At 62.5% G+C, this 22,281-nt stretch carries 21 protein-coding genes; 5 read left to right on the top strand and 16 right to left on the bottom strand.

Features of this window, described 5'->3' with window-relative positions:
• From H7B90_RS19815 to gluQRS, 6 genes are all read right to left on the bottom strand, one after another.
• A partial coding sequence (locus H7B90_RS19815) for a phosphotransferase (RefSeq protein ID WP_185137621.1) occupies window positions 1–374 on the bottom strand: 374 nt, incomplete at its 3' end.
• Between the two features lie 2 nt (window positions 375–376).
• Window positions 377–1,654, bottom strand: coding sequence for a stalk domain-containing protein (locus H7B90_RS19810; RefSeq protein ID WP_260411124.1), 1,278 nt, complete (start codon window positions 1,652–1,654; stop codon window positions 377–379).
• 141 nt (window positions 1,655–1,795) lie between these two features.
• On the bottom strand, window positions 1,796–2,377 hold the full coding sequence (locus H7B90_RS19805) for a thioredoxin family protein (protein WP_185137620.1): 582 nt from the start codon (window positions 2,375–2,377) through the stop codon (window positions 1,796–1,798).
• A gap of 40 nt (window positions 2,378–2,417) precedes the next feature.
• A complete protein-coding gene (locus H7B90_RS19800; protein ID WP_185137619.1) occupies window positions 2,418–2,999 on the bottom strand; it encodes a GNAT family N-acetyltransferase in 582 nt (193 codons plus the stop codon).
• Between the two features lie 4 nt (window positions 3,000–3,003).
• On the bottom strand, window positions 3,004–3,630 hold the full coding sequence (locus tag H7B90_RS19795) for an HD domain-containing protein (RefSeq protein ID WP_185137618.1): 627 nt from the start codon (window positions 3,628–3,630) through the stop codon (window positions 3,004–3,006).
• Window positions 3,631–3,648: 18 nt separating this feature from the next.
• On the bottom strand, window positions 3,649–4,626 hold the full coding sequence (gluQRS, locus tag H7B90_RS19790) for a tRNA glutamyl-Q(34) synthetase GluQRS (RefSeq protein ID WP_185137617.1): 978 nt from the start codon (window positions 4,624–4,626) through the stop codon (window positions 3,649–3,651).
• 148 nt (window positions 4,627–4,774) lie between these two features.
• Here gluQRS and H7B90_RS19785 point away from each other — a divergent pair, with 148 nt between their 5' ends.
• On the top strand, window positions 4,775–5,449 hold the full coding sequence (locus tag H7B90_RS19785; RefSeq protein WP_185137616.1) for a response regulator transcription factor: 675 nt from the start codon (window positions 4,775–4,777) through the stop codon (window positions 5,447–5,449).
• On the top strand, window positions 5,446–6,735 hold the full coding sequence (locus H7B90_RS19780; protein WP_311772767.1) for an ATP-binding protein: 1,290 nt from the start codon (window positions 5,446–5,448) through the stop codon (window positions 6,733–6,735). Before H7B90_RS19785 ends, H7B90_RS19780 begins: the two co-directional genes overlap by 4 nt.
• On the opposite strand, the gene H7B90_RS19775 is transcribed toward H7B90_RS19780, so the two are convergent.
• Entirely contained in the window at window positions 6,732–7,040 is a 309-nt protein-coding gene (locus H7B90_RS19775; protein WP_185137615.1) for a response regulator transcription factor, read from the bottom strand. The genes H7B90_RS19780 and H7B90_RS19775 overlap by 4 nt on opposite strands.
• Window positions 7,041–7,058: 18 nt before the next feature.
• Window positions 7,059–8,759 (bottom strand): methyl-accepting chemotaxis protein, encoded by a 1,701-nt coding sequence (locus H7B90_RS19770; RefSeq protein ID WP_185137614.1) that lies wholly within the window; start codon window positions 8,757–8,759, stop codon window positions 7,059–7,061.
• Between the two features lie 145 nt (window positions 8,760–8,904).
• Between H7B90_RS19770 and H7B90_RS19765 the strand changes: the two genes are divergently transcribed.
• Both H7B90_RS19765 and H7B90_RS19760 read left to right on the top strand, forming a co-directional pair.
• Complete coding sequence (locus tag H7B90_RS19765) at window positions 8,905–11,466, top strand: response regulator (protein ID WP_185137613.1); 2,562 nt, start codon at window positions 8,905–8,907, stop codon at window positions 11,464–11,466.
• Complete coding sequence (locus tag H7B90_RS19760; RefSeq protein WP_185137612.1) at window positions 11,463–12,146, top strand: response regulator transcription factor; 684 nt, start codon at window positions 11,463–11,465, stop codon at window positions 12,144–12,146. The genes H7B90_RS19765 and H7B90_RS19760 overlap by 4 nt, the downstream gene beginning before the upstream one ends.
• A gap of 156 nt (window positions 12,147–12,302) precedes the next feature.
• Here the strand turns inward: H7B90_RS19760 and glpX are convergent, their stop codons facing one another.
• The 7 genes from glpX to H7B90_RS19725 all read right to left on the bottom strand — a co-directional run bounded on the left by glpX (window position 12,303) and on the right by H7B90_RS19725 (window position 19,972).
• A complete protein-coding gene (glpX, locus tag H7B90_RS19755) occupies window positions 12,303–13,274 on the bottom strand; it encodes a class II fructose-bisphosphatase (RefSeq protein ID WP_185137611.1) in 972 nt (323 codons plus the stop codon).
• Between the two features lie 11 nt (window positions 13,275–13,285).
• Complete coding sequence (locus H7B90_RS19750) at window positions 13,286–14,104, bottom strand: pyruvate, water dikinase regulatory protein (protein ID WP_185137610.1); 819 nt, start codon at window positions 14,102–14,104, stop codon at window positions 13,286–13,288.
• A 19-nt stretch (window positions 14,105–14,123) separates the two neighbouring features.
• Entirely contained in the window at window positions 14,124–14,786 is a 663-nt protein-coding gene (locus H7B90_RS19745) for a helix-turn-helix transcriptional regulator (RefSeq protein ID WP_246578876.1), read from the bottom strand.
• A gap of 20 nt (window positions 14,787–14,806) precedes the next feature.
• Complete coding sequence (fsa, locus tag H7B90_RS19740) at window positions 14,807–15,454, bottom strand: fructose-6-phosphate aldolase (RefSeq protein ID WP_185137609.1); 648 nt, start codon at window positions 15,452–15,454, stop codon at window positions 14,807–14,809.
• A gap of 501 nt (window positions 15,455–15,955) precedes the next feature.
• Window positions 15,956–17,467: a rhamnulokinase gene (locus tag H7B90_RS19735; protein ID WP_185137608.1), complete on the bottom strand. Its 1,512-nt coding sequence runs from the start codon at window positions 17,465–17,467 to the stop codon at window positions 15,956–15,958.
• A gap of 34 nt (window positions 17,468–17,501) precedes the next feature.
• Window positions 17,502–18,161: a class II aldolase/adducin family protein gene (locus H7B90_RS19730; RefSeq protein ID WP_185137607.1), complete on the bottom strand. Its 660-nt coding sequence runs from the start codon at window positions 18,159–18,161 to the stop codon at window positions 17,502–17,504.
• A gap of 20 nt (window positions 18,162–18,181) precedes the next feature.
• A complete protein-coding gene (locus H7B90_RS19725; protein WP_185137606.1) occupies window positions 18,182–19,972 on the bottom strand; it encodes an L-fucose isomerase in 1,791 nt (596 codons plus the stop codon).
• Between the two features lie 124 nt (window positions 19,973–20,096).
• Between H7B90_RS19725 and H7B90_RS19720 the strand changes: the two genes are divergently transcribed.
• Window positions 20,097–21,110 (top strand): LacI family DNA-binding transcriptional regulator, encoded by a 1,014-nt coding sequence (locus H7B90_RS19720; RefSeq protein ID WP_185137605.1) that lies wholly within the window; start codon window positions 20,097–20,099, stop codon window positions 21,108–21,110.
• Window positions 21,111–21,307: 197 nt separating this feature from the next.
• Here the strand turns inward: H7B90_RS19720 and H7B90_RS19715 are convergent, their stop codons facing one another.
• On the bottom strand, window positions 21,308–22,015 hold the full coding sequence (locus tag H7B90_RS19715; protein ID WP_185137604.1) for a class I SAM-dependent methyltransferase: 708 nt from the start codon (window positions 22,013–22,015) through the stop codon (window positions 21,308–21,310).
• Window positions 22,016–22,281 lie beyond the last annotated feature (266 nt).

The following is a 22,281-nucleotide window of genomic DNA, read 5'->3' as shown; positions in this document are numbered from 1 at the left end:
CGGCCGACGGCTTCGCCGACCGCGCGCGCGACGGCCGGCGCCGTGCTGTCGGGCCGGCGCCCTTTCGCGTACGCGAACAGGCAGGCGTACCGTCCGGTGCCGTCGTCCAGCCGGACGAACGTCCGTCCTTCGCGGTCGCGTACCGGCGCCGGAACGGCGAACGGCAGCTTCCCGCCGGAAGCGAGCGCCAGCAGCGCCTCGTGCTCGAAGCGGATTTTGTCCGGGTCTTGGTGCGTCTCGTATACCCGCAGCACGTACCGTCTTCCCTCCGCGGACACGTACCGCGTCGTATTGTTCCAGCCGGACTCGCCGCCAGTCGCGATCTCCCAGGCCCCGGCTTCGAAGTAATGCCTCAGGATCGAATCCGCTTCCATCCTCAGCCCTCTTCCTTGACGGCCGCCGCGTCGATCGCCCGCATCTCGGCTTCGGTCAGCAGGCCGAGCCTCCAGAAGGCGGCGCCGCTTAGGCCGTACCGCTTCGCGAGCCCGAGCTTGTCGCCGACGGACGTCTCGTTCTCGTGGTGGACGTTGATGCCGAGCAGCAGCTTCTCCTTCGGCACGCCCGCGTCGAGAGCCAGCCGGATCGCGGAATCGACCCGGTCGTTCGGCTCCGGCGTCGTCTCGGAATGATAATTGTAGGCCATGACGACGATCTCGTCGGCCAGCTTGCCCAGCGTCGCGTAATCGTAGCCTTTGTAAGCGCCGTTAAGTGGATGCAGCGCAAGCCCGATCCGAATGCCGCTCGGCTTCACTTTGTCCGCCAAGAGCGAGACGTACTCGTTCAGCAGCTTCTTCGCCGTCCCCGGATCGTCCTTCCAGCCGAGCTCCTCGTAATCCAGCATGATGCCGCCGAACTTCTTCTCGGCGGCGAGCGCCGCGATCTTCTCGATCGATTCGTCCCGCAGCGTCTTGTCGCTCAGCAGCTTCGTCAGCTCGCCCTTGCGGTTCTCCGAGTAGACCATCAAGTACGTGTCCGCGGGAGCGGAATTGACGGCCTCCACGATCTTCTCGGGCGTCACCTCGCCCGCCGGCTGCGGCCACTTGAAGTCGATGCCGGAGACGGTGAACTGCGAGTTCTCGTCGATCCGCCCCCAGCCGAACGCGACCGAATTCAGGGCGGAGACTCTCCCGATCTGGCCGTACGAGCTGAGCGCGTAGAACCCGAGCATCCGCATCTCGCGCTGCGGAGAGCGGATCGAGACGGTGCGCGTCTGGGCGTCCCATCCGACCTGGGCGCCGAATTGTCTGCCGAAGAACGCGAGAGGAATGAGAATCCGGCCGTTCTGCATGACCGGAGCCGCCAGCAGCGGAACCGCGGCGCCGTCGGCTTCGGCCGTCTTGCTGCCGATGCGCAGAACGACGGAAGTCGGTTCGCCCGAGCCGTTCGGTCCGTTGGCGCGGATCGTCTTCGCCTTCGGGTCCCAGACGACCGCGATGCCGAGCGCTTCGGCGATCGCCCGGAACGGCACGAGAGTGACGCCGTTCGCCGCCTTCGGCGCCGAGTCGAACGGGAGCGGCACGTTGTCCAGCAAGATACGAATTGCCGAGTCGGCGGAAGCCGCGTTCGCCCGAGCCCCGTCGCCGAACGGAGCTGCCGCCAAGAGAGAAGCCGCCAGCGCGGCTGCCATCGCTTTTCTACCCCATAATCGCTTCAATGATAGCTCACCCTTCTGCTAGATTCAGGCTTATTCGTTCGTTCACTAGAATTATAGCAGAGGTTGATAGAGTTGGAAAAAAGGCAAACAAAAAACGCAACCCGCTTCCGGATTGCGCTTCGCCGTCTGTTCCGTACCTTGTCAGACGAGGTCGCAGGCTTCTGCCGGCATCCAGTGCTCGTCTTGGCCGTCCCACTTCACGTTGCAGCCGATCGGGTTCGTCAGCGGAACCGACACCGGCTTGCCGGCGACGAACTCCGCGAGCGCGTTGTCCAGATCGTTCACGGTCATCTTGCTCGTATCGCGCGGCTGGTCGACGCCTCGTCCGGTGTAGATCAGCTTGCGCTCCTCGTCGAACACGTAAAAATGCGGAGTGCGCAGCGCCCCGTACGCCTTCGCGACCTCCTGGGTCTCGTCGTGCAGATAGACCCACGGGAACTTCTTCTCTTCCATTCTCTCGACCATGTGCCCGAACGAGTCGTCCGGCTTCGTGCGAACGCTGTTCGAATTGATCCCGACGAAGCGGACGCCGTGCGGCGCGTACTTCTCGGCGGTCTGCCGGGTCACTTCCTCCGAGCCCATGACGTAAGGACAATGATTGCAGGTGAAAAAGACGACAAGCCCCTTCGCGTCCGCGAAATCCGCGAGGGAGTACGTTCTTCCGTCGGTAGCCGGGAGCGAGAAGCTCTTCGCTTCGGCCCCGATGGGCAGCGTGAACGACATCGACCGTCAGCCTCCTTGTCCGAATGGATTCGTATTCCTTCTATATATTAGCAGGACTTCCAGGGACGCCGCAATCCGCCTGCTCCGCTTCCCATTCCGAGCGCAGCAGCCCCATGACGAGGACGTCGACGCGGCGCCCTTCCTTGTACAGCCTCTCTCTGAGCCGGCCTTCCTCCTTGAACCCGCAAGCCGCGTAGCAGCGGATCGCCCGCTCGTTGAAGTCGTACACTTCAAGCTCGAGCCGGTGCAGGTCGAGCTCGCGGAAGGCGAACGAGGCCAGCAGCCGCATCGCCTCGGAGCCGTAGCCTCGCCCAAGCCGCTCCGGGGAGCCGATGACGATGCCGATCCGGCCCATCCGATTCTTCCAGTCGATGGAGTCGAGGCCGATCTGTCCGATGTACAGCTCGGTGGCCGCGTCCGCGATCACGAAGCTGCGGCTGTCCGGCCGCGGGTCCATCATCGCCTGAAGGAACGATTCGGTCGATTCCAGCGTATGGGGATACAGGAAAATATCCGACAGGTAGCGAACGATCTGAGGATCGTTCACCCACCCCCGGATCGGCACGAGATCCTCGTGCCGGTACTCTCTCAGCATGACCCGCTCGCCGATCAGATGCGGCATGTCGTCATTCCTCCTTCGGGGAATCGTCCCCGTCCGTCAGATAGCCCCGGTCGACCGCCCGCTGCAGCAGCTCCTCGACGAACTCCGCCAGCTTCGGCGACGCCCGGTAGATCGGCTTCATCCGGGCCCGCACCTGCGAGCGGACGATTCCGTTCTGCTTCCAGCTGAAGCCGTCCGTCATGTAGTTGTGCAGCAGCGGCTGCATCCGGTCCAAGGCGGCGGCGAAGAGGGCTTCCGGCGTCTCGCCGTCCTCGAATTCCCTCCACAGCGCCATGATCTCCTCCGCCTGTTCGTCCGGGAGCAGGCCGAAGATGCGCCTCGCCGCGGCGGCTTCCCGCTCTTCCTTGTCCTCGTAGCCGGAGGCGTCGTAAGCGAACGTGTCGCCGGCGTCGATCTCGACCAGGTCGTGGACGAGCAGCAGCTTAAGCACGCGCGTTAGGTCCGGCTTCGGCTCCGGCGCGTATTCGTGCAGCGTCATCGCCATGAGGGAGATGTGCCAGGAATGCTCGGCGGTGTTCTCCCTCCGGCTTCCGTCCATGAGCAGCGTCCGGCGCAGCACGTTCTTCAGCTTGTCCGCTTCGGCGAGGAAGGCGATCTGCCGCGATAATCTCGAATCGTTCCAAGTCTCCATTCGGTTGCGCTCCTTCGGTCAATCGATGATGAAGTTCGTCCAATCGGCGGGAAGCCGGACGGCCTCGCGGGCGATGCGCCGCGGATCCCAGAAGCGTATCAGCTCGCGGGGAGCGAGCGGCTCCGGCTCGTCGGTCAAGCCCGCCGTCCAGGCGAGCCAGCCGGTCACCTTCTCCGGCTTCGCCCCCCGCTCCCGCAGCGCCGACAAGCCGACGGAGCCGTGCCGCTTGGACAGGCGGCTTCCGTCGAGGCCGAGCAGCAGAGGGCCGTGCGCGTACCGGGGCGGCGGCTCGCCGAACGCCTCGAACAGCGCGAGCTGGCGCGGCGTCGAATCGAGAAGGTCCCAGCCGCGGAACACGTCGGTGACGCCCATGGCGATGTCGTCCACGACGACGGCCAGCTGGTAGCCGACGATGCCGTCCGCGCGCTTCACGACGAAGTCGCCTCCCGCTCCGGGGCCGAACGATTGCGGCCCGGCGACGCCGTCCGCGAACGGGAACGGCTTAACCGGCATGGCAAAGCGCAGCGACGGCGTCTTGACCGCTTCCCTCTCCCGCCGCTCCTCGGCGGTGAGGCGGCGGCAGCGGCCGTCGTAGACGGGCCCTTCCCCCGTCAGCCCGTGCGGGGCGCTGGCGATCGATTGCAGCTCGGCGCGGCTGCAGTAGCACGGGTAGATCCGGTCCTCCCGCCCGAGCCGCTCGAGAGCCTCCTCGTACAAGGCGAGCCGGGCGCTCTGCTCGTAAGGGCCGCAAGGGCCGCCGACGTCGGGCCCCTCGTCCCAATCGAGGCCGAGCCAAGCCATCTCTTCCATGACTTGAGCGGCCGTTCCCGGCTTGCAGCGGGGCGCGTCGAGGTCTTCCATCCGCAGAATCATCGCGCCCCCGGCGGCCCGAACCTGGAGCCAGGCGAGAAGCGCGGTCAAGGCGTTGCCCAGATGAAGCCGGCCCGAGGGGGTCGGCGCGAACCGGCCGCGGATCGGAGATGGGCGGTTGTTCACGATGCTTCATTCCCCTTTCTCTCCCCATTGTAGCACGATTGATTCATATTCAGTTCATATTGTTGCCTCATGATGGGGGCAGAACCGCTTTGAAGCGGCCCGCGAAAACCGATATATTGAAGAGAAGATCCAAGAGGGGGAGATTCGATTGGCCAGATTGCTCGTCGTCGACGACGACCTTCATATTCGCGAGCTCGTCAGCCTCATTCTGACCCGGGAAGGGTTCGAAGTCCAGGAAGCGTCGGACGGCGTGGAGGCGCTCGCGCTTATGGAGTCCGTTCAGTTCGACCTGGTCGTGCTCGACGTCATGATGCCGAACATGGACGGCTGGGAGCTGTGCGAGCAGCTTCGGGAGCATTACGACATTCCCCTGCTCATGCTGACCGCCAAGGGAGAGACGTCGCAGAAGGTGAAGGGGTTCCAGCTCGGAACGGACGATTATCTCGTGAAGCCGTTCGAGCCCGCCGAGCTCGTCGTCCGCGTGAAGGCGCTGCTGAAGCGGTATAAGATCGCCATCTCCCAGACGGTTCAGGTCGGCCGGGTGCAGCTCAACCGGAAGACGTACGAGCTGACGGCCGGTTCCGACTCCCATACCCTGCCGCTCAAGGAATTCGAGTTGCTCTACAAGCTGGCCAGCTATCCCGGCAAGACGTTCTCCCGCGAGCAGCTGATCGAGCAGATCTGGGGCTACGATTACGAAGGCGACGAACGGACGGTCGACGTCCATATCCGGCGGTTGCGGGAGAGGTTCGGCGAAGAGGAGCACGGTTTCCGGATCACGACGATCCGCGGGCTCGGCTACCGTCTGGAGATCCTCACGTGAGCAGGAGATCGCGAGAGACGCGAAGGCAGCTGCGCGAGAGGATCCTAGCCGAATACTTGAACGAAGAAGGAAGCTCCCGGCTGACGGGAGCGCGGCGGCGCGAGCTGCGGGAGAGAATGCGGGCCGAACGCCGGCGGTTGGAGGAAGAGCATCTGCGCGAGCGGATGGCCCGGGAGCGCCAGCCGAAGTGGTACCACATCGTGTTCGGCGTCTCCGCCTTCTTCGTCTACTTCTCGATCTGCTGGACGGCCGCCCACTACCTCACCCGGTTCCTGGACCGCTTCTGGGTGTACGGGCAGAATCATCCGACCGTGCGAGATTACGCCGCCCTTCTCCTCTCCATGTTCCTGTTCGGGCTGTCGATGAGCGTCGTCCGCTGGATCTTCAAGCCGGAGAAGCGCGCGCTCAACGTCTTCACGATGATGGTCGACGCGATGCAGCGAATGTCCAAGGGCGACTTCAACGTCAATCTCGAAGCGCATCCCAGGTACGCCGGCCAATATTACGTTCTCGTGGACAACCTGAACCGGATGGCGGCCGAGCTCGGGCAGATGGAGCAGATGCGCCAGGAGTTCATCTCCAACGTCTCCCACGAGATTCAGTCTCCGCTCACCGCGATCAAGGGGTTCGCCCAGGCGCTCCGTCAGGACGGAATGACGCCGGAAGCCCGCGATCACTACCTGCGGATCATCGAGACCGAGAGCGACCGGATGTCGCGGTTAAGCGACAACCTGATGAAGCTCACTTCGCTCGAGTCCCGGCACCATCCCTTCCAGATTCGCACGTTCCGGCTCGACCGCCAGATCCGGCAGGCCGTTCTCTCCTGCGAGCCGCTGTGGGACGCGAAGAAGCTCGAGATGGACGTCCAGCTCAGCGAGACGACGCTCGAGGCGGACGAGGAGCTCGTCAATCAGATCTGGACCAACCTGCTGCACAACAGCATCAAATTCACGCCGGAAGGGGGCACGATCTCCATCCGGCTCGAGATCCGGGAAGGCGATGCCGAAGCGACATTCGCCGATACCGGCATCGGCGTCTCCGAGAGCGATCTGCCCCATCTGTTCGAACGGTTCTTCAAGGTGGACAAATCGCGCAATCGCGCCTCCGGCGGCAGCGGGCTCGGCTTGTCGATCGTCAAGAAGATCGTCGATCTTCACGGCGGCGACATCTCCGCCCAGAGCCGTCCCGGCGAAGGAACCCGGTTCCGGGTCCGCCTTCCCTTGAAGGCGGCGGGCGAGCTGTCCGCCCGCCGCAAGGACGCCGCGCAACAAAAAAACCCTTCCTAAACGGAAGGGAGCAGCGTCTTCAGAACGTAATTGAAGAACAAGGCTTGCAGGGATCGGGACGAGGCCGTCTGCGTCTTCTTCATCATGCAGGCCAAATGATTCTTCAGCGTCTTCGGGGAGATGTGCATCTGGGCCGCGATCTCGTCGTTCCGAAGGCCTTCCGTCACGAGGATTCTCATCACCTGCGTCTCTCTCGGCGTCAGCTTGTACTTCTTGGCGAAGGAGACGAAGATCGGATTGAGCATCGTCGTCTGCATTTGCACCTGAGGTCCGTCGGTCTGGAAGAAGCTGTTCAACATTTTCATTCGTTGCGATCCCCTTTTTTATATTTCGAATGTTCGAACCGTATCTTGCAAGTCGTTCGCGGTCGCGGACAGCATCCGCGAAGAAGCGGCGATCTCTTCGCTCGACGCGAGCTGCTCTTCCGTCGCCCCCGCGACCTGCCGGGAAGCCTCCGCCGTTCTGGAAGCGAGATGGCCCATGTTCGCGACGGACGCCGCGACCTCCTCCGAGCTGGCCGCCAGCTGCTGCGCCGCCGCGGCCGTCTCCTGAATCCGAACGGATACTTCGCCGGAGCTGCCCGCGATCCGCTCGAACGCCCGCTCGGCCTCGGCGACCGCCTCCACGCTCTCGTCCGCTTGCGCCAGGCTCCGGCTCATCGCTTCGGCCGCTTGGCGCGTCGTGCTTCCTACCGCGCGCAGCAATTCCCCGATTCCCTTGACCGATTCGTCCGTCTGCGCGGCCAGCTTGCGGACCTCTCCGGCGACGACCGCGAATCCCGCGCCGTGCTCGCCCGCCCGGGCCGCCTCGATCGCCGCGTTCAAGGCGAGCAAGTGCGTCTGGGTGGCGATCTCTCCGATCAGCGTCGAGATGCTGCCGATCTGCTCCGACTGCTCCTCCAGCCGCCTGATGTCGTCGCCCGCCTCGTTCGCCGTATTCCGAAGCGCCCGGATTCGAGACGAGACGTCTTGAATCCGCTCCACTCCTTCCCGCGCGGAGCGGGCAGCGCTTCCGCTAAGGTCCGCGATGTCGGAAGTCGTCTCGGCGATGCGCTGCACGCCTTCGGCCATCTCGTCCATGACCCGCTCGCATTCTCCGGAGACGGCCGCCTGCCTCTCCGAATCCGCGGCGACCTGCTGGATCGCTTCCGCGACCTGGCGGGCCGCCCCCGAATTCTGGTCCGAGCTCGCGTCCAGCTGCTCGGCCGACGCCGCGACCGAGCTCGCCGCGTCCTGCATCTGCCGCACCGACTGCCTCAGATGTTCGACGGTGACGTTAACGGCTTCCAGCATAACCCCGAACTCGTCTTTTCTGCGAATATGTATGTGGCCGATGGCCAAGTCTCCCGCCGATATTCGGTTCAGCGCTTGGGTGGCCCGGTTCAACGGGCGGGTGATCGACAGCGTCAGCGTGACCCCGAGACCGATCATCGCGATCAGGGATACGGCCCCGACGATGATCGTGGCGAGAACGCTTCTCTTGTACAGCGCCTCGTTCTTGTCGACGCTCTCGACGGCTCCGTCGTGGTTGAACTGAATCATTCGGTCGAGCACGGTTACCATATCCGTGAACGTCTTCACTACGTCCCCGCTAGGCGTGCCGGATTGCTGCCGCCCCGGCTCTTCAGCCTGGGAGCCGCCGTATTGCTCCTTGAACAGGTTCCAGTTTTTCTTAAGTTCGTCGTAGTTCGCTTGATCCTCTTCGTTGGACACCGAGCTCGCATAACTCTCGATGTTCCGGCCGATGGAATCGATCTCTGTCTTCATCGCATCGAGGATCGGCTTCTGCCCGGCGGGGTCCTTCGTCATCATCGTCTGGTAAAACAGGTTCACGAATTGCTGCGTTCCGACTTTGACGCGGTTGATCGTCTCGATCCCCCACAGCCAATTCGTCGTCAACTCCTTCGAGTTGTCGCGGACGGTCTTGATGCTCGCCGCTCCGATGGCGGCCAGAACGGCCGACAGGATGAAGATCATCGCGAAGCCGCCGACCAATTTGTTCCTTACCGTCCACCTCGTCTTCATTCCATTGATTTCCTCCCCCGGGAATCCCGCGCTGCTCTTCACAAAACGAGCGCATTCGTTATCATATAGACAAACCATTAAATTTTTTGCTTGTTTGTTGTTTGGCAATTGTTAGTTTCGCTCACACTTCTTGCGGAGGGTTTGCATGACTCGATCGCTTAGGATTACAATGGGGGCTGTGTTCGCTCCCGCCGTCGCGGCGTCGCTTCTGATCGCGGCCATCGAAGGAATACGCCACATCTGGCGGCTGCCTCCTTCGGCCGGCTCCTGGGTCGCCGCAGCCGTTCCGATCGTCGCCCAAGCCGTTCTGGCCTGCTTGGCGTACCGAACTCTTCGGCGAAGGCTGTCGCCGATGGAGATGAGGCTGGCCAAGTACGAGAAGGAACATTCCATATTGCTCGGAATCGCGGAGAATGCCAAGGACGGCATTCTCTCTTTCGATCCGTCCGGCCGGCTGCTGTATTCGAACGAAGCCGCTCGCAGGCTGCTGGGCATCGAGGGGGATTCCGCCTCCTGCTCCTTCTTCGACCGCTTGACCGCCGAGAGCCTGGAGCGGCTTCTTGCGGGAATGAAGGAGGCCCGGGAGACCGGTTCATCCGAGCGGGAAGTCGAGTTCCGGACTAGCAGAACCGGCGGTGAACCCGCGTTCGCGAACTTGTCATTGGCCGTTCGCCTTCCCAAGCCGGATCATCCCGTCTCCTATTATTCGGGGATCCTGCGCGACACGACGGAACAGAAGCGAATCGAGCGCGAATACGAGCGGGCGTTGAGAAAAGAAGAGCAGTCGAATCGGGACAAGAGCCGCTTCCTCGCCCGCATCAGCCATGACATCCGGACCCCGCTGAACGCCATCATCAACACCGCGAACCTGATCGACCGTTCGGAGTTGACCGACGAGCAGCGGGACGGGCTGGAGCAGATCGATATCTCTTCGCGGCATTTGCTTCGGACGCTCAACAACTTTCTCGATTATTCCAAGCTGGAAGCCGAGAAGATGGTTCTGGAGAACGCCCCGTTCCGGCTTCGAAGATCCATGAGGCATGTCATGCACACGATGGCGGCCCTTCTCGGAGACAAGCCCGTGGAGCTGAAGCTGAACGTCGATTCCGACGTTCCGGATCATCTCGTAGGAGATTCGCACAAGCTTGAGCAAGTGCTCTATAATCTGGCTGGCAACGCCGTCAAGTTCACGGAACGCGGCGAAGTTGAATTGATCGTGGAGATGGCGGAAAATAAACCTGACGGGCCCTGTATTCATTTCGCCGTTCGCGATACGGGAATCGGAATGACCCGGCTTCAGCTGGAGCGGCTGTTCCAGCCCTACCACCAGGCGAGCGCTTCGATCTCCCGGCACTACGGAGGAAGCGGGTTGGGGCTCGTGATCGCCAAGGGGCTGATCGAGCTGATGGACGGAACGCTGGAGGCGGAGAGCAAGCCGGGCGCCGGAACCGTCTTCCGGTTCGTCGTCCCGTTCCGGACGGCGCCGCCCGCGGCCGCAGAATTCTCTCCCCTCCCATGCCGGGTTCTCGTAGTCGGGCCGTCCGGGGACAACCCTCCGTCCTGGTTCCAAGAGCTCTCCCGATTATGCGAGGCGATCGCCTTCGGCTCGTGGGAAGACGCGTTGGCCGAAGCGGAGCGGCATTCGGCGGCCGGTCTCATCGTGGACATGGAAGCGGACCGGATGAGCGGATACGGGCATTGGTCGGTCTGGAAGCGCGAATGCGACCGCCGCGGCATCCCCGTCGCCGCGGCGTGCGGATTCCACGGCCGGCAGGCGATCAACCGCCTGCCGGAATCGCTGCGGCCGGCGGCGGTCGTGTTGAAGACGGCGGACGCTTCGGCCTGGCACCGGGCTCTTCGCAAGCTGCTGGAAGCGGGACCGCCCGCGGGATCGGACTGCTTCGCACCTTCCCCGAAGGCGAAGGTGCTTCTGGTGGAAGACCACGAGATCAGCCGCAAGGTCGCGGCGAGGATGCTTCAGAGTCTCGGAGCCGAAGTCGTCGCTTCGGCCAGCGGGCCGGAGGCCCTGGGGATGCTGGAGTCCGACGAACCGTTCGGCCTCGTCCTGATGGATCTTCACATGCCCGTCATGGACGGAATCGCCGCCGTTCGGAACATTCGTTCGCTGCCGCGCCGGATGAACCTTCCGATCGTGATGCTGACCGCGGACACGACGAAGGAGCAGCATGAGCGCTGTTATGAAGCCGGCGCCCAGGAAGTGATCACGAAGCCCGTCGAGATGAAGAGATTGCGCGACCTTCTCGAACGCTGGCTGCCCGATTACGCGGCCGCGGAGAACGGATGCGCTCCGGTTCCGGTCCCCGAGCTGGAAGGGCTGGACGTCGCGTTGGCTCTGGGCCGCTTAGGCGGGAACCCAAGGTTGTACGTACATCTCCTGGACAGACTTAAGGAGAAGTACGCCGGCGCCGGAGCGGAGCTGAAGCGGTTGTCGGAACAAGGCGACTTCCGGGAGGCGAAGCGGATGCTTCATTCCTTGCGGGGCGCGGCGAGCCATCTGGCGGCCGGGGGCGTCTACGAGATCGCGACCCGTCTGGAATCCGCCTTCGGCGAGTCGCCGCCCGAAGGTCTGAACTCTCTGATCGGCGAGCTGGACGACGAATTTCGAGCGGTATTCCGATCCATCGATAAATATAAGCAAAGTATTAGTTTGACTAACAAATCAGACACAGGTGGAGATTCGCTTTGACGAAGATATTGGTCATTGAGGACGATCCGATTCTCGGGGAGATGCTGACGCTGTACCTGGAAGAGGAACGATTCGACGTCCGGAGGGTGGAGACCGCGAGAGACGGCTTCGCGGCGCTCACGGAATTCAAGCCCGACGCCATCATCCTCGATCTGATGCTGCCGGACGCGGACGGCTCCACGTTATGCGCTTCGTTCCGGGAGAGAACGGCGGTCCCGATCATCGTGACCTCCATGAAGAACGCCGTGACGGACCGGATCCAGGCCATCAGCTCGGGCGCCGACGATTACTTGACGAAGCCCTACAGCGTCCAGGAGCTTAAGGTCCGGATTCTGGCGGTGCTGCGAAGAATGCCCGCGTTCGCTCCGAATTCGTTCCTGCCCGCCCAGAGCGGCGACCGGATCACGCTCGACGTCGAACGCCGGACGATCGTGCTCGACGGCAAGCCCATCGAGACGACGTTCTCCGAGTACGAGATGATGAAGCTGTTCACGCAGCATCCGGGACGCGTCTTCAGCCGCGAGGAGCTGCTCAACGCCGTCCGGGGCATCGATTCGTTCGTCAACGAGCGAGCGATGGACGTGCACATCACGAATCTCCGCAAGAAGCTAGAAGTGAATCCCAAAGAGCCCCAACACATCAAGACCGTGTGGGGCGTCGGCTATAAGTTCGTCAAATAAGTTCGTCAAGCACGACCGTCAAATAAGCATCGCAATGGTCTGTCGAATAAATCTGTCGAATAGGTACGTCAAACAAGCTCGTTCATGAAGATCATCAAGATTATTAAGATCATTAATTAATAACGTTAAATAAGTTCTTCCAATGAGTTCGGGACTTTATCGATTATCGTTCAGCAAGGCTTTATTCGGCAAATAATGAATCGAGCGGATGAAGCGGATCGTTCGCGTCTTGGCCCGCATGACGATCGAGTGCGTCTCGGCCCGTTGCTCGGACAAGTACCGAACTCCGCCCAGGAACTCGCCCGGCGTCACTCCGGTCGCGGCGAAGATGACGTCCTCCGTCCCGATCATGTCGTCCATCGTCAGAATGCGGTACGGGTCTTCGATCCCCATGCGAACGCAGCGGTTGTATTCGTTCGCGTCCGAAGGCATCAGCCTTCCTTGCAGCTCCCCTCCGAGGCACTTGAGGGCGGCCGCCGCCAGCACTCCTTCCGGGGCTCCGCCGGAACCGACGTACAGATCGATCCCTGCCTCCGGGAACGCGGGGGCCATGGCGCCGGCCACGTCTCCGTCCGACAGGAATTTGATCCGGACTCCCGCCTTGCGCAGCGTCTTGACGATCGACTCGTGCCGGGTCCGATCCAGGATCATGACCGTGAGGTCGGAGTCCTTCTTGCCCAGCGCGTCCGCCGCCTTCTTCAGCGTGACCTCCAGCGGATCCTCCAGGCTCAGCTTGCCGGCGAGCTCGGGACCGACCGCCAGCTTCTCCATGTACATGTCCGGGGCGTGCAGCAGCTGGCCCTTGTTCGCCACGGCGATGACCGACATCGCGTTGTTCAAGCCCTTCGCGACGATCTCCGTCCCCTCGAGCGGGTCGACGGCGACGTCCACCTCGGGACCGTTCCGGCTGCCGACTTCTTCGCCGATATACAGCATGGGCGCTTCGTCCATCTCGCCTTCGCCGATGACGACCGTTCCTTTGACGGACACGGTGTCGAACATCGCGCGCATGGCGGACGTCGCGGCTCCGTCGGCGCTGTTCTTATCCCCTCTGCCCATCCACGGCGCGGAAGCCAGGGCCGCCAATTCGGTGACGCGCGCGATCTCCAGTGCAAGCTCTCGTTCCACTTCTTCTCCCCCTATGCCGATGAATTCAACCACTTCTCCATAATGATGCCCGCCGTCTCTTCGATCGCCTTCTCCGTGACGTCGATGACCGGACAGCCGAGCTGGGCCATGAGCCGGTCCGCGAAGCTCAATTCGTCGCGGATTCGATCCAGCGAGGCATAATGCGCGTGTACCGGCAGCCCCAGCGCCTTCAGCCGTTCCGTGCGGATCTTGAGCAGCCGCTCGGGATTCATCGTCAAGCCGACGATCAAGCGGTCGGCCTTCATGAACAGCTCTTCCGGCGGCTTCACCTCCGGCGTGATCGGATAGTTGGCCGTCCGTATGCCCTTATGGGCCAAGTAAATGCTGAGCGGCGTCTTGGACGTGCGGGACACGCCGACGAGCACGACCTGCGCGTGCAGCAGCCCTCTCGCGTCCTTGCCGTCGTCGTAGCGGACGGCGAATTCGACCGCTTCGATCTTGCGGAAGTAATGGTCGTCCATCTCGTGAAGCAGACCGGGCTGGTACTTGGGCGAGTCGTTGAACGTATCGATGAATGCCTGCATCATCGGACCCATGACGTCCACCGCCTTCACCGAAGCGCGGATCGCCTCCTCGCGCATCGTCTCCCTCAGCTCCGGCTGGACGAGCGTGTACGCGATGAAGCCTCCGGCCGACGCGGCCTCCTGGATAAGGGCTTTGACTTCGTCCTCGTGCTTGATGCCTCCATAGCGCTTGATCCGGACCTTCTCGGTCGCGAATTGGCGCGCGGTCGCCTTGGCGACCGCTTCGGCCGTCTCCCCTACGGCGTCCGAGCATACGTATATGATTTTCTGACGATCCGCCGACACGGCTTCTCCCCCTACCCTGCTACAAATCCGACGCGATCTCGATCATCGCTTGCGTGATATTGGTCTTGGTAATCCGGCCGATCACTTCCGCCCCGCCCCCGGAACGGGGCCGGACGACGGGCAGGCTATTCACCTGATGCCCCATCATCCGGCGCGCCGCTTCGAGAAGCGTGTCCTCCGGCGAGATCGTGACGAGCTGGGACTGCTTGGTCATGACCATGCGGATCGGGATGACGGACGCGTTGGCATGTCCGAGCGTGAACTTCAGCAGATCCTTCGGCGACACCATGCCGACCAGCCGATCGTTCTCGTCCGTCACGATCAGGCTGCCCACGTTGTCGACGAACAGGCTGATAACCGCGTCGTTCACGGTCGCGTCGTCGCGGATGACGACGGGACGGCTCATCCGATCCCTCACCTTCCCTTGGAGAAGGGACGAATGAACGGCGCGGTCCGGCTTCAGAGCCTTGCCGAGGAAGTAGCCGACCTTCGGCTTGGCGTCGATATAGCCGAGCATGACGAGGACGGACAAGTCCGACCGGATGGTCGGACGGCTGACGCCGAGCGTCTCGGCGATCTGTTCTCCCGTGATGGGAGCGTTCCGGGTGACTAATTCGACGATCTCCAATTGTCGCGGCGTGAGTTCGATACCCGCTCCCTCCTTAGGATTCCGGGCGTTCACCCTCTGGCCAGCCGTATCGCTTACGCCTTCGACATCTTCTCCCAATCCTTCAGGAACCGGTCGATGCCGATGTCCGTCAACGGATGCTTCCACAGCGTAGGCAGCAGCGAGCCCGGGATGGTGGCGATGTGCGCGCCGGCGAGGGCGGCTTGTTCGACGTGCGCGATGCCGCGGATGCTCGCGGCGATGATCTCCGTCTTCATGGCGTACAAGTCGAGAACTTGACGCAGCTCGCGGATCAGCTTCAGTCCTTCGACGCCGATATCGTCGAGACGGCCGACGAACGGACTGATGAAGGTGGCGCCGGCTTTGGCCGCCATCAGCCCTTGGGCGACGCTGAACACGAGCGTTACGTTCGTCTTGATCCCTTCCTGGGCCAGCCGGTGCGTCGCTTCGAGCCCGGCTTCGGTAAGCGGCAGCTTGATGACGACGTTCGGCGCCCAGGTCGCGATGTCGTGCGCTTCCTTGAGCATGCCTTCGACGTCGAGGCTGATCACTTCCGCGCTGACCGGACCGGAGACGATGCCGGCGATCTCTTGAATCACTTGCTTGAAGTCGCGGCCTTCCTTCGCGATCAGCGACGGGTTCGTCGTGACGCCGTCCACCAGCCCGAGCTTCACGATGCGTTTGATCTCGTCCACGTTGCCGGTATCCAGGAAAAACTTCATTCTCTGCTCCACTCCTTGAATTTGGATTTCGACAAGCTCAACTATGGTATATCATAATTTTAATTATGATACAATATTTAAATCATTAGGATGTCATAATGAGACGTCATACATAATCGGAGATGGCGGATTGCCGTTATCGCTTCTTCTTGTTCCCGGGGGCGGACCGTACTATCATTCCAACGGAAGGGATCGGCCATTCGGGGCATTCGGCGGCATAACGGGAAGGCTTGGCCTGGGCGGCTCATGCGATTAGCAGCAGGCGACCCGGGCTGCAAGTCGATTATTTCGACTTGCGGAGGTGCGGCAGCGAGCAAGCGGGCGTGTAAGTGGACTTGCTCGACTTGCGGAGAAGCGACATAAATGCGTGAAAGCGGCGGAAAGCCCCGAAACGAAAAGGGCGGCCATTTCGGCCGCCATTCTCGCGCATACATGGATACATACGTATGAGTTAGATGGATGAGTTCGCTCCGCGTATCGGGCCGCGGCAACCGCAGCCTATCAAGGCCGGTCTCCCCGCAGCTTCTTGAATCTCTCGTAAGGGTCGTTCCACCGCCGGCTATCCCCGGACGGCCGGTGCGTCTCGACCGGGAACGAAGCCGCGACGAGCCGGCGCGCCTCCGCCAGATCGGCGCAGCGGCCGAGCGCGATGAGCTGCAGCAGCATGTTGCCGATGGCGCTCGCCTCCACCGGACCGGCGTGAACGGGCCGGTTCAGCGCGTCCGCCGTCATCCGGCACAGCAGCTTGTTCTGGATGCCTCCGCCGACCATGTGCAGCGCCATGAACGAGCGGCCGGTCAACCCCTCGGCCAGCTCCAGCGCCTGCCGGTAGCGAAGCGCCAAGCTCTCGAGGATGCAGCGCGCGGTCTCCCCTTCGGTCCGGGGGACGGCCTGCCCCGTCTCCGCGCAATAGGAGCGCACCTTCTCGTTCATCCCGCCCGGCGCGTAGAAGCGCGAGTCGTCCGGATCGATCAGGCTGCGGAACGGCTCGGACGCTTCCGCTTCGGCCACCAGCTGCTCGAACGAGATCTCGGCGCCCCGTTCGTCCCACTCGCGCTTGCATTCTTGCAGAATCCAGAGCCCCATGATGTTTTTGAGCAGCTGGTACGTGTCGCCGACTCCGCCTTCGTTGGAGAACTCCGCTTCCATCGTCTCCGGCGTAAGATGAGGCCCCGGCAGCTCCGTGCCGAGAAGCGACCACGTGCCGCACACCAGATACGCGAACTCGGGATCCTCCGCGGGCACGGCCGCCACCGCCGATTCCGTGTCGTGCGTCCCGACCGCGATCACCTCGACCGGCGGCACGCCGAGCTCCGCTTGCACCGCCGGCGTCAGCGGTCCGATCGCCGTTCCCGGCCGAATCGGATCGAGGAACAGGCCGGGCGGAATGCCGAGCCGTTCCATCAACTCCGTGTTCCACTTCCGGCGTTCGGGGTGGAACAGCTGGGTCGTCGTCGCCATCGTGAATTCGCATACCCGGACGCCCGTCAGCAGGTAAGCGAGCAAATCCGGCGTCAGCAGCAGCGTCTTCGCGATGTCGAGCTTCGGCGAATTCGCCTTGCGCATCGCGTACAGCTGATAAATCGTGTTGAACGCCATCAGTTGAAGCCCGCCCTGCCGGAACAGCTCCTCCCTGCCGACGAGCGAGGCGACTTCGTCGATCAGCCCTTCCGTCTGCGGGTCCCGGTAATGGTACGGATTGCCGATGAGCTCCCCGTTCGCGTCGAGCAGGCCGAAGTCGACTCCCCACGTGTCGATGCCGAGAGAGACTGGCGCGTAGCCCAGCTTGAACGCCTGGCGAATGCCCTGCTTCATCTCGTGAAGCAGCCGCAGCGTATCCCAGTGAAGATGGTCGCCGACATGGATCGCCCGGTTGGAGAAGCGATGAATCTCCGTCACTCGCAGCGTTCTGAGGCCGCCGGCCTCCTCCGCGAGCTCGCCGATCAACGCCCGGCCGCTGCTCGCCCCGAGATCGAAGGCCAGAACCGCCGATGCGCCGCCGCCGTTCGTCATGCCCCATCACCTCCTACAGCTTTGCCGCCTAACGTCACTTCATTTTCTGCAGCAATTGAATCCGGTAGGCCTCGCTCTCGAGAGAGGCGATCTCCTTGTACTCCTCGTCGGTGAGCGCCTTCGGCTCGCGGATCGCGCTGGCGATCAGGTAGATCTTGGCGCTCTCCTCGACGACTTCCGTGCGGTAGTACGCTTCGCGCAGATTGCGCCCCGTCGTCACGAGCCCGTGATTGCCGAGCAGGATCGTGCTGAAGCCGTTCACCTCGGCGGCGACGGCGTCCGCCAGCTTGTCGGTCGTCGGCAGCACGTAAGGGACGTACGTCGTCTTGCCGACGAGCGCCGCCTGGTCCGGGAACATGACCGGGAGCGTCTTCTCCACCAACGTAAACGCGATGCAGTATGGCGGATGCGTGTGAACGATCGCGCCGATCGCCGGATTCGTCCGGTAGGCGTACAGATGCATCAGCACTTCGGACGACGGCCGGAGCCCGATATCCGTAATGGCGCCAGTCTCGATGTCGACCTCGACCCACTGCTCCGGCTCGATCTCGTCGAGCGCGAAGCCGCTCGGGGACAGGTACATCTTCCCCTCGCGCTTGGCGCTGATATTGCCTCCCGGCCCGACCACCAGCTTGTTGGCGACGGTCTTGCGGGCGTACTTGCATAGTTCCTCGCGTATGGCCTGGCTGTTCATCGAAGGTTCCTCCGCGCTTCTTATTTATAGAGAGGTCCGAAGTTGGCGCATGCCCGGTAGTCGGCGCTCTCGGCGTTGTCGGTGCCGAACAGTCCCCAAGCCCGCGGGCGGAAAATATGCTCTTCGGCCACGTTGTGCATGCTGACCGGAATGCGCAGGATCGAGGCGAGCGTGATCAGGTCCGCGCCGATATGGCCGTAGCTGATCGAGCCGTGGTTCGCTCCCCAGTTGTCCATGACGTCGTAAACGGTACGGAACGCGCCCCGCCCGGTCAGCTTCGGTGCGAACCAGGTCGTCGGCCACGTCGGGTCCGTCCGCTTGTCGAGCGCGTCGTGGACATGCTCCGGAAGCTCGACGGAGTAGCCTTCCGCGATCTGCAGCACGGGGCCGATTCCCTTCACCAGGTTGAGCCGGGACATCGTCATCGGCATGCCGCCGCGCGTCAGGAAGTCCGAAGAATAGCCGCCCCCGCGGAAATATTCGACCGATGCCGGGCGCCAGGACGTCGCCTTCAGGCACTTCTTCGCTTCCTCCTCCGAGATCTCCCAGAACGGCTTCATGGCCGGCTGGCCGTCCCTCGTCTGCTCTCCCGTGCCGTCGAGGGCCGCCGAACCGGAGTTGATCAGATGCAGAATGCCGCCGGCCGCCGCGCCGGACAGCTCGTGACCGGTCACCCGCTTGACGGAATCCGGGCTCCAATACGTGCGGACGTCCGCGAAGATCTGCGCGGTGTTCGTCAGCAGATGGCCGAACAGCATGACGACGCCGTTCAGGCTGTCGTTCTCGGTGGCGACGAGATACGGCGCGCGAATGCCGTTCCAATCGAACGAAGAATTCAGAATCGATTCGAGGAAGTCGCCGTTCGGGAAGTGGTCGGTCCACTGGCGCTGGCCTTGGAAGCCGGACAGAATCGCGTTGTGCCCGAGGGCTTCTTCGCCGAATCCGAGCTCCGCGAGACGAGGGTTGCCGACCATCAAGTCGCGGGAGATCATCGCCATCTTGACGACCGTCTCCCAATCCTTGTCCTTGCGCTCGCGGGACGTCTGAAGATGAGGCGGGTTATTGTCCGGTCCTTCCAGGCAGTTGTCCTTCACCCATGCAAGCGCTTTCTCGAACTCCGCGTCGTCGTAGATGCCTTCTTCCATGCGGCGGACGAACTCGGACATATCGATATATTCGGTTCTCATGCCGAGATATTCCTGGAAGAAAGCGTCATTGACGATCGAGCCGGCGATCCCCATGGATACCGAGCCCATCGACAGGTACGACTTGCCGCGCATATAAGCCGCCGCGAGTCCGGCCTTCGCGAAGCCGAGCAACTTGCCTTTGACGTCTTCCGGAATCGTCGCGTCTCCGGCGTCCTGGACGTCTTCCCCGTAGATGCCGAACGCGGGAAGTCCCTTCTGCGCGTAGCCCGACAGCACGGCGGCCAGATAAACCGCTCCCGGACGCTCCGTTCCGTTGAAGCCCCAGACGGCCTTCGGAATCGACGGATCCATGTCCATCGTCTCCGTTCCGTAACACCAGCACGGAGTGACGGTTATCGATACCCCTACGCCAGCCTTCGCGAATTTGTCCGCCGATGCGGCCGCTTCCGCCACGCCGCCGATGCAGCTGTCGGAGATGACGCACTCGACCGGTTCCCCGTTCGGATAGCGCAGGTTCTCGCTCAGCAGCGCCGCCACGCCCTTGGCCATGTTCATCGTTTGCTCTTCCAGCGACTCGCGGACGCCCTTGCGCCTGCCGTCGATCGTCGGCCGAATGCCGATCTTGGGGAATCCGTCTTGCCAACGGTGCTGCAGATCTGCCATAAATGATACCCTCCAGGTCGATAAATTGTGTTACCGATAACCCTAAATTAACAACGTTTTGTCTTGCTGTCAATGCTCCGTTTCGGTAAGATAAGAACAGGATTGGTCGAGAAGGAGCTAGACGATGGTCACGATTTACGACATTGCCGCCAAAGCGAACGTCTCCGCGATGACGGTATCGAGAGTTATCAATAACACAGGACGCATCAGCGAGAAGACGCGGACCAAGGTGAAGCGGGTCATGGAGGAATTGAACTACGTGCCCAACCAGATGGCGCGGAGCCTCGTTCTTCAGCAGACGAACCTGCTGTTCCTGCTCATTACGGATATTACGAACCCTTTCTATACGACGCTGGCCCGGGGCGCGGAGGACGCCGCCCGCAAGCACGGGTTCCGGCTGCTGTTCGGCAACAGCGACGAGGATCTGGACAAGGAGAACGAATACTTGGACACGATTCTGAAGACGCGGACGGACGGCGTTCTCGTCGCGCCGACGGGGGACGCCTCCCTCCCCCACCTGGAGATGCTCCGCAAGCACGGCGTGCCCTTCGTTCTGATCGACCGGGAAGTGCCCGGCGTGGAGAGCGACATCGTGCTCGGCGACGGCAAGGAAGGCGCGAGGCAGCTCGTGGGGCATCTGGCGGAGCGGGGGCATCGCCGCATCGCGCTGATCAACGGATCGCCGCACGTCTCGTCGGCGAGGCAGCGGCTGGAAGGATTCCGCGAAGCGCTGAAGCTGAACGATCTGGCATATTCGGAGAACAACGTGTTGGAGACGAGCTTCGGTCCGCGCAACGACTTGTCGGAGGTGGGGGCGTGGCTCGACCGGATCGATCCGGACACGACCGCGATTATCGCCGGCAACAACTTCCTGGCCGTCGAGGTGATGCGCAGCCTCGCCGCGCGCGGCCGCAAAGCCCCGGACGACATGTCCATCGTCTGCTTCGACGAACTTGCGTCCTACGCGGAGGTTGACCCGTTCGTGACCGTGATCTCCCAGCAAGCGTACCAATTCGGTTACCTCGGCATGCAGATGCTGATCGACCGGATCAAGGAAGGCGAAGCGGCGGGACCTTGGAAAAAAATCGTTCTCCCGTCCGAACTGATCGTTCGCCGTTCGGTCAAGACCCTTGGCTGAGAGCCGATGCGGGAGCGCCGGCGCCCATGCCACAAAATGACGAGTGTCCGATTCGCTAACGAAACCTATCCCGAGTTATTTCGATTCGCACTTGAATGTGTATGTGAATCGGACAAATGCAGAAAAAAACGTCATCCCGGGAAGCACGCTTCCTTCGGATGACGTTTGATTACGGGGACGAACCGCGTCGGCCGTCCTTATCCCTTCTCGCTTTTGGTCCGCCACCAGATGCCCGTGTTCTCCGGAACGATCCGCAGCCCCTGCTCGCGGATACGGTCGCCGAGCTCGTCCCCGAAGAAGTCTCTGCACAGCGACTCCGCCTGTTCGGCCGAATCGAAGGCGTAATCGGTGCGGATGGCGAGATGCCGGTAGCCGTACTTATGCTCCAGAGCGTCATAATACTCTCTCAGATGCTCCGGCCTCCGGGGCTCCTCCTCCCCGGTGCCCAGCGTCTCCAGAATAATCGAGGTGCCTCCGTCGCGCAGAAGCCGGTCGATCTCCCCGATCGCCGTCTCCAGATGCTCTTCCCGTCCGGGCACGTCCGACGCGGCGACGTAACAGAGCGTCCAGCCCGCCGTCACGACGTCCGCGCATCGGTCGTCGAGCGGCACCCGGCGGTAATCCGACACGATCGTCCGCCAATTGTAGAGGCCGGCCGCGGCCAGCTTGGAAGCCGCGACCTTCAGCATGTCCGCCGCCCGGTCGACGGCCGTCGCGCTGGCCGCGATCGGAGCGTACAGACGGGTTAACCGCCCCGTTCCGGCTCCCAGGTCGACGAAGTCCTTCCCCTGCATCCGGACGATGCCGGCGATCGCCCGGGCGATGTTCCCCTCGTAATCCTCCTTCGAGATCAGAAGCTCGTAACGGCTGGAGATGTGGTCGTATACGTCGTCGCGTCGAAGCATCCCGATTCCTCCTCCTCCTAGGTCGATCGATTCACATCCGACGGTGCGCGGGGTTCCGGTACTGACTTCGCCAAGCGGTTAGGCCCGTTCGGCGGAGGTTGTGCGCGATCATTCGTCGTCGTTCGGCTCCGAACCGCTTTGCTACCGTTATTATAGCATTTTCCGCCAAATCTTCTAATCCTCGCGACGACTAGAATCGGAATGACTGTTCAAAGGGGCGCCAATAGAAAAAAAAGCAACCGACCCGCAAAGGCCGATCGCTTCCT

It is taken from the genome of Cohnella xylanilytica, assembly GCF_014212175.1.
GTDB lineage: Bacteria > Bacillota > Bacilli > Paenibacillales > Paenibacillaceae > Cohnella > Cohnella xylanilytica.
This window is presented reverse-complemented; position numbering and strand designations above follow the sequence as displayed.

Excerpts from the sequence above, each read along its gene's own strand:
- H7B90_RS19805 (WP_185137620.1), bottom strand. The coding sequence starts at position 2,377 with ATGTCGTTCACGCTGCCCATCGGGGCCGAAGCGAAGAGCTTCTCGCTC.
- H7B90_RS19800 (WP_185137619.1), bottom strand. The coding sequence starts at position 2,999 with ATGCCGCATCTGATCGGCGAGCGGGTCATGCTGAGAGAGTACCGGCAC.
- H7B90_RS19795 (WP_185137618.1), bottom strand. The coding sequence starts at position 3,630 with ATGGAGACTTGGAACGATTCGAGATTATCGCGGCAGATCGCCTTCCTC.
- H7B90_RS19775 (WP_185137615.1), bottom strand. The coding sequence starts at position 7,040 with ATGAAAATGTTGAACAGCTTCTTCCAGACCGACGGACCTCAGGTGCAA.
- H7B90_RS19770 (WP_185137614.1), bottom strand. The coding sequence starts at position 8,759 with ATGAAGACGAGGTGGACGGTAAGGAACAAATTGGTCGGCGGCTTCGCG.
- H7B90_RS19765 (WP_185137613.1), top strand. The coding sequence starts at position 8,905 with ATGACTCGATCGCTTAGGATTACAATGGGGGCTGTGTTCGCTCCCGCC.
- fsa (WP_185137609.1), bottom strand. The coding sequence starts at position 15,454 with ATGAAGTTTTTCCTGGATACCGGCAACGTGGACGAGATCAAACGCATC.
- H7B90_RS19735 (WP_185137608.1), bottom strand. The coding sequence starts at position 17,467 with ATGACGAACGGCGGCGGCGCATCGGCGGTTCTGGCCTTCGATCTCGGG.
- H7B90_RS19730 (WP_185137607.1), bottom strand. The coding sequence starts at position 18,161 with ATGAACAGCCAGGCCATACGCGAGGAACTATGCAAGTACGCCCGCAAG.
- H7B90_RS19725 (WP_185137606.1), bottom strand. The coding sequence starts at position 19,972 with ATGGCAGATCTGCAGCACCGTTGGCAAGACGGATTCCCCAAGATCGGC.
- H7B90_RS19720 (WP_185137605.1), top strand. The coding sequence starts at position 20,097 with ATGGTCACGATTTACGACATTGCCGCCAAAGCGAACGTCTCCGCGATG.
- H7B90_RS19715 (WP_185137604.1), bottom strand. The coding sequence starts at position 22,015 with ATGCTTCGACGCGACGACGTATACGACCACATCTCCAGCCGTTACGAG.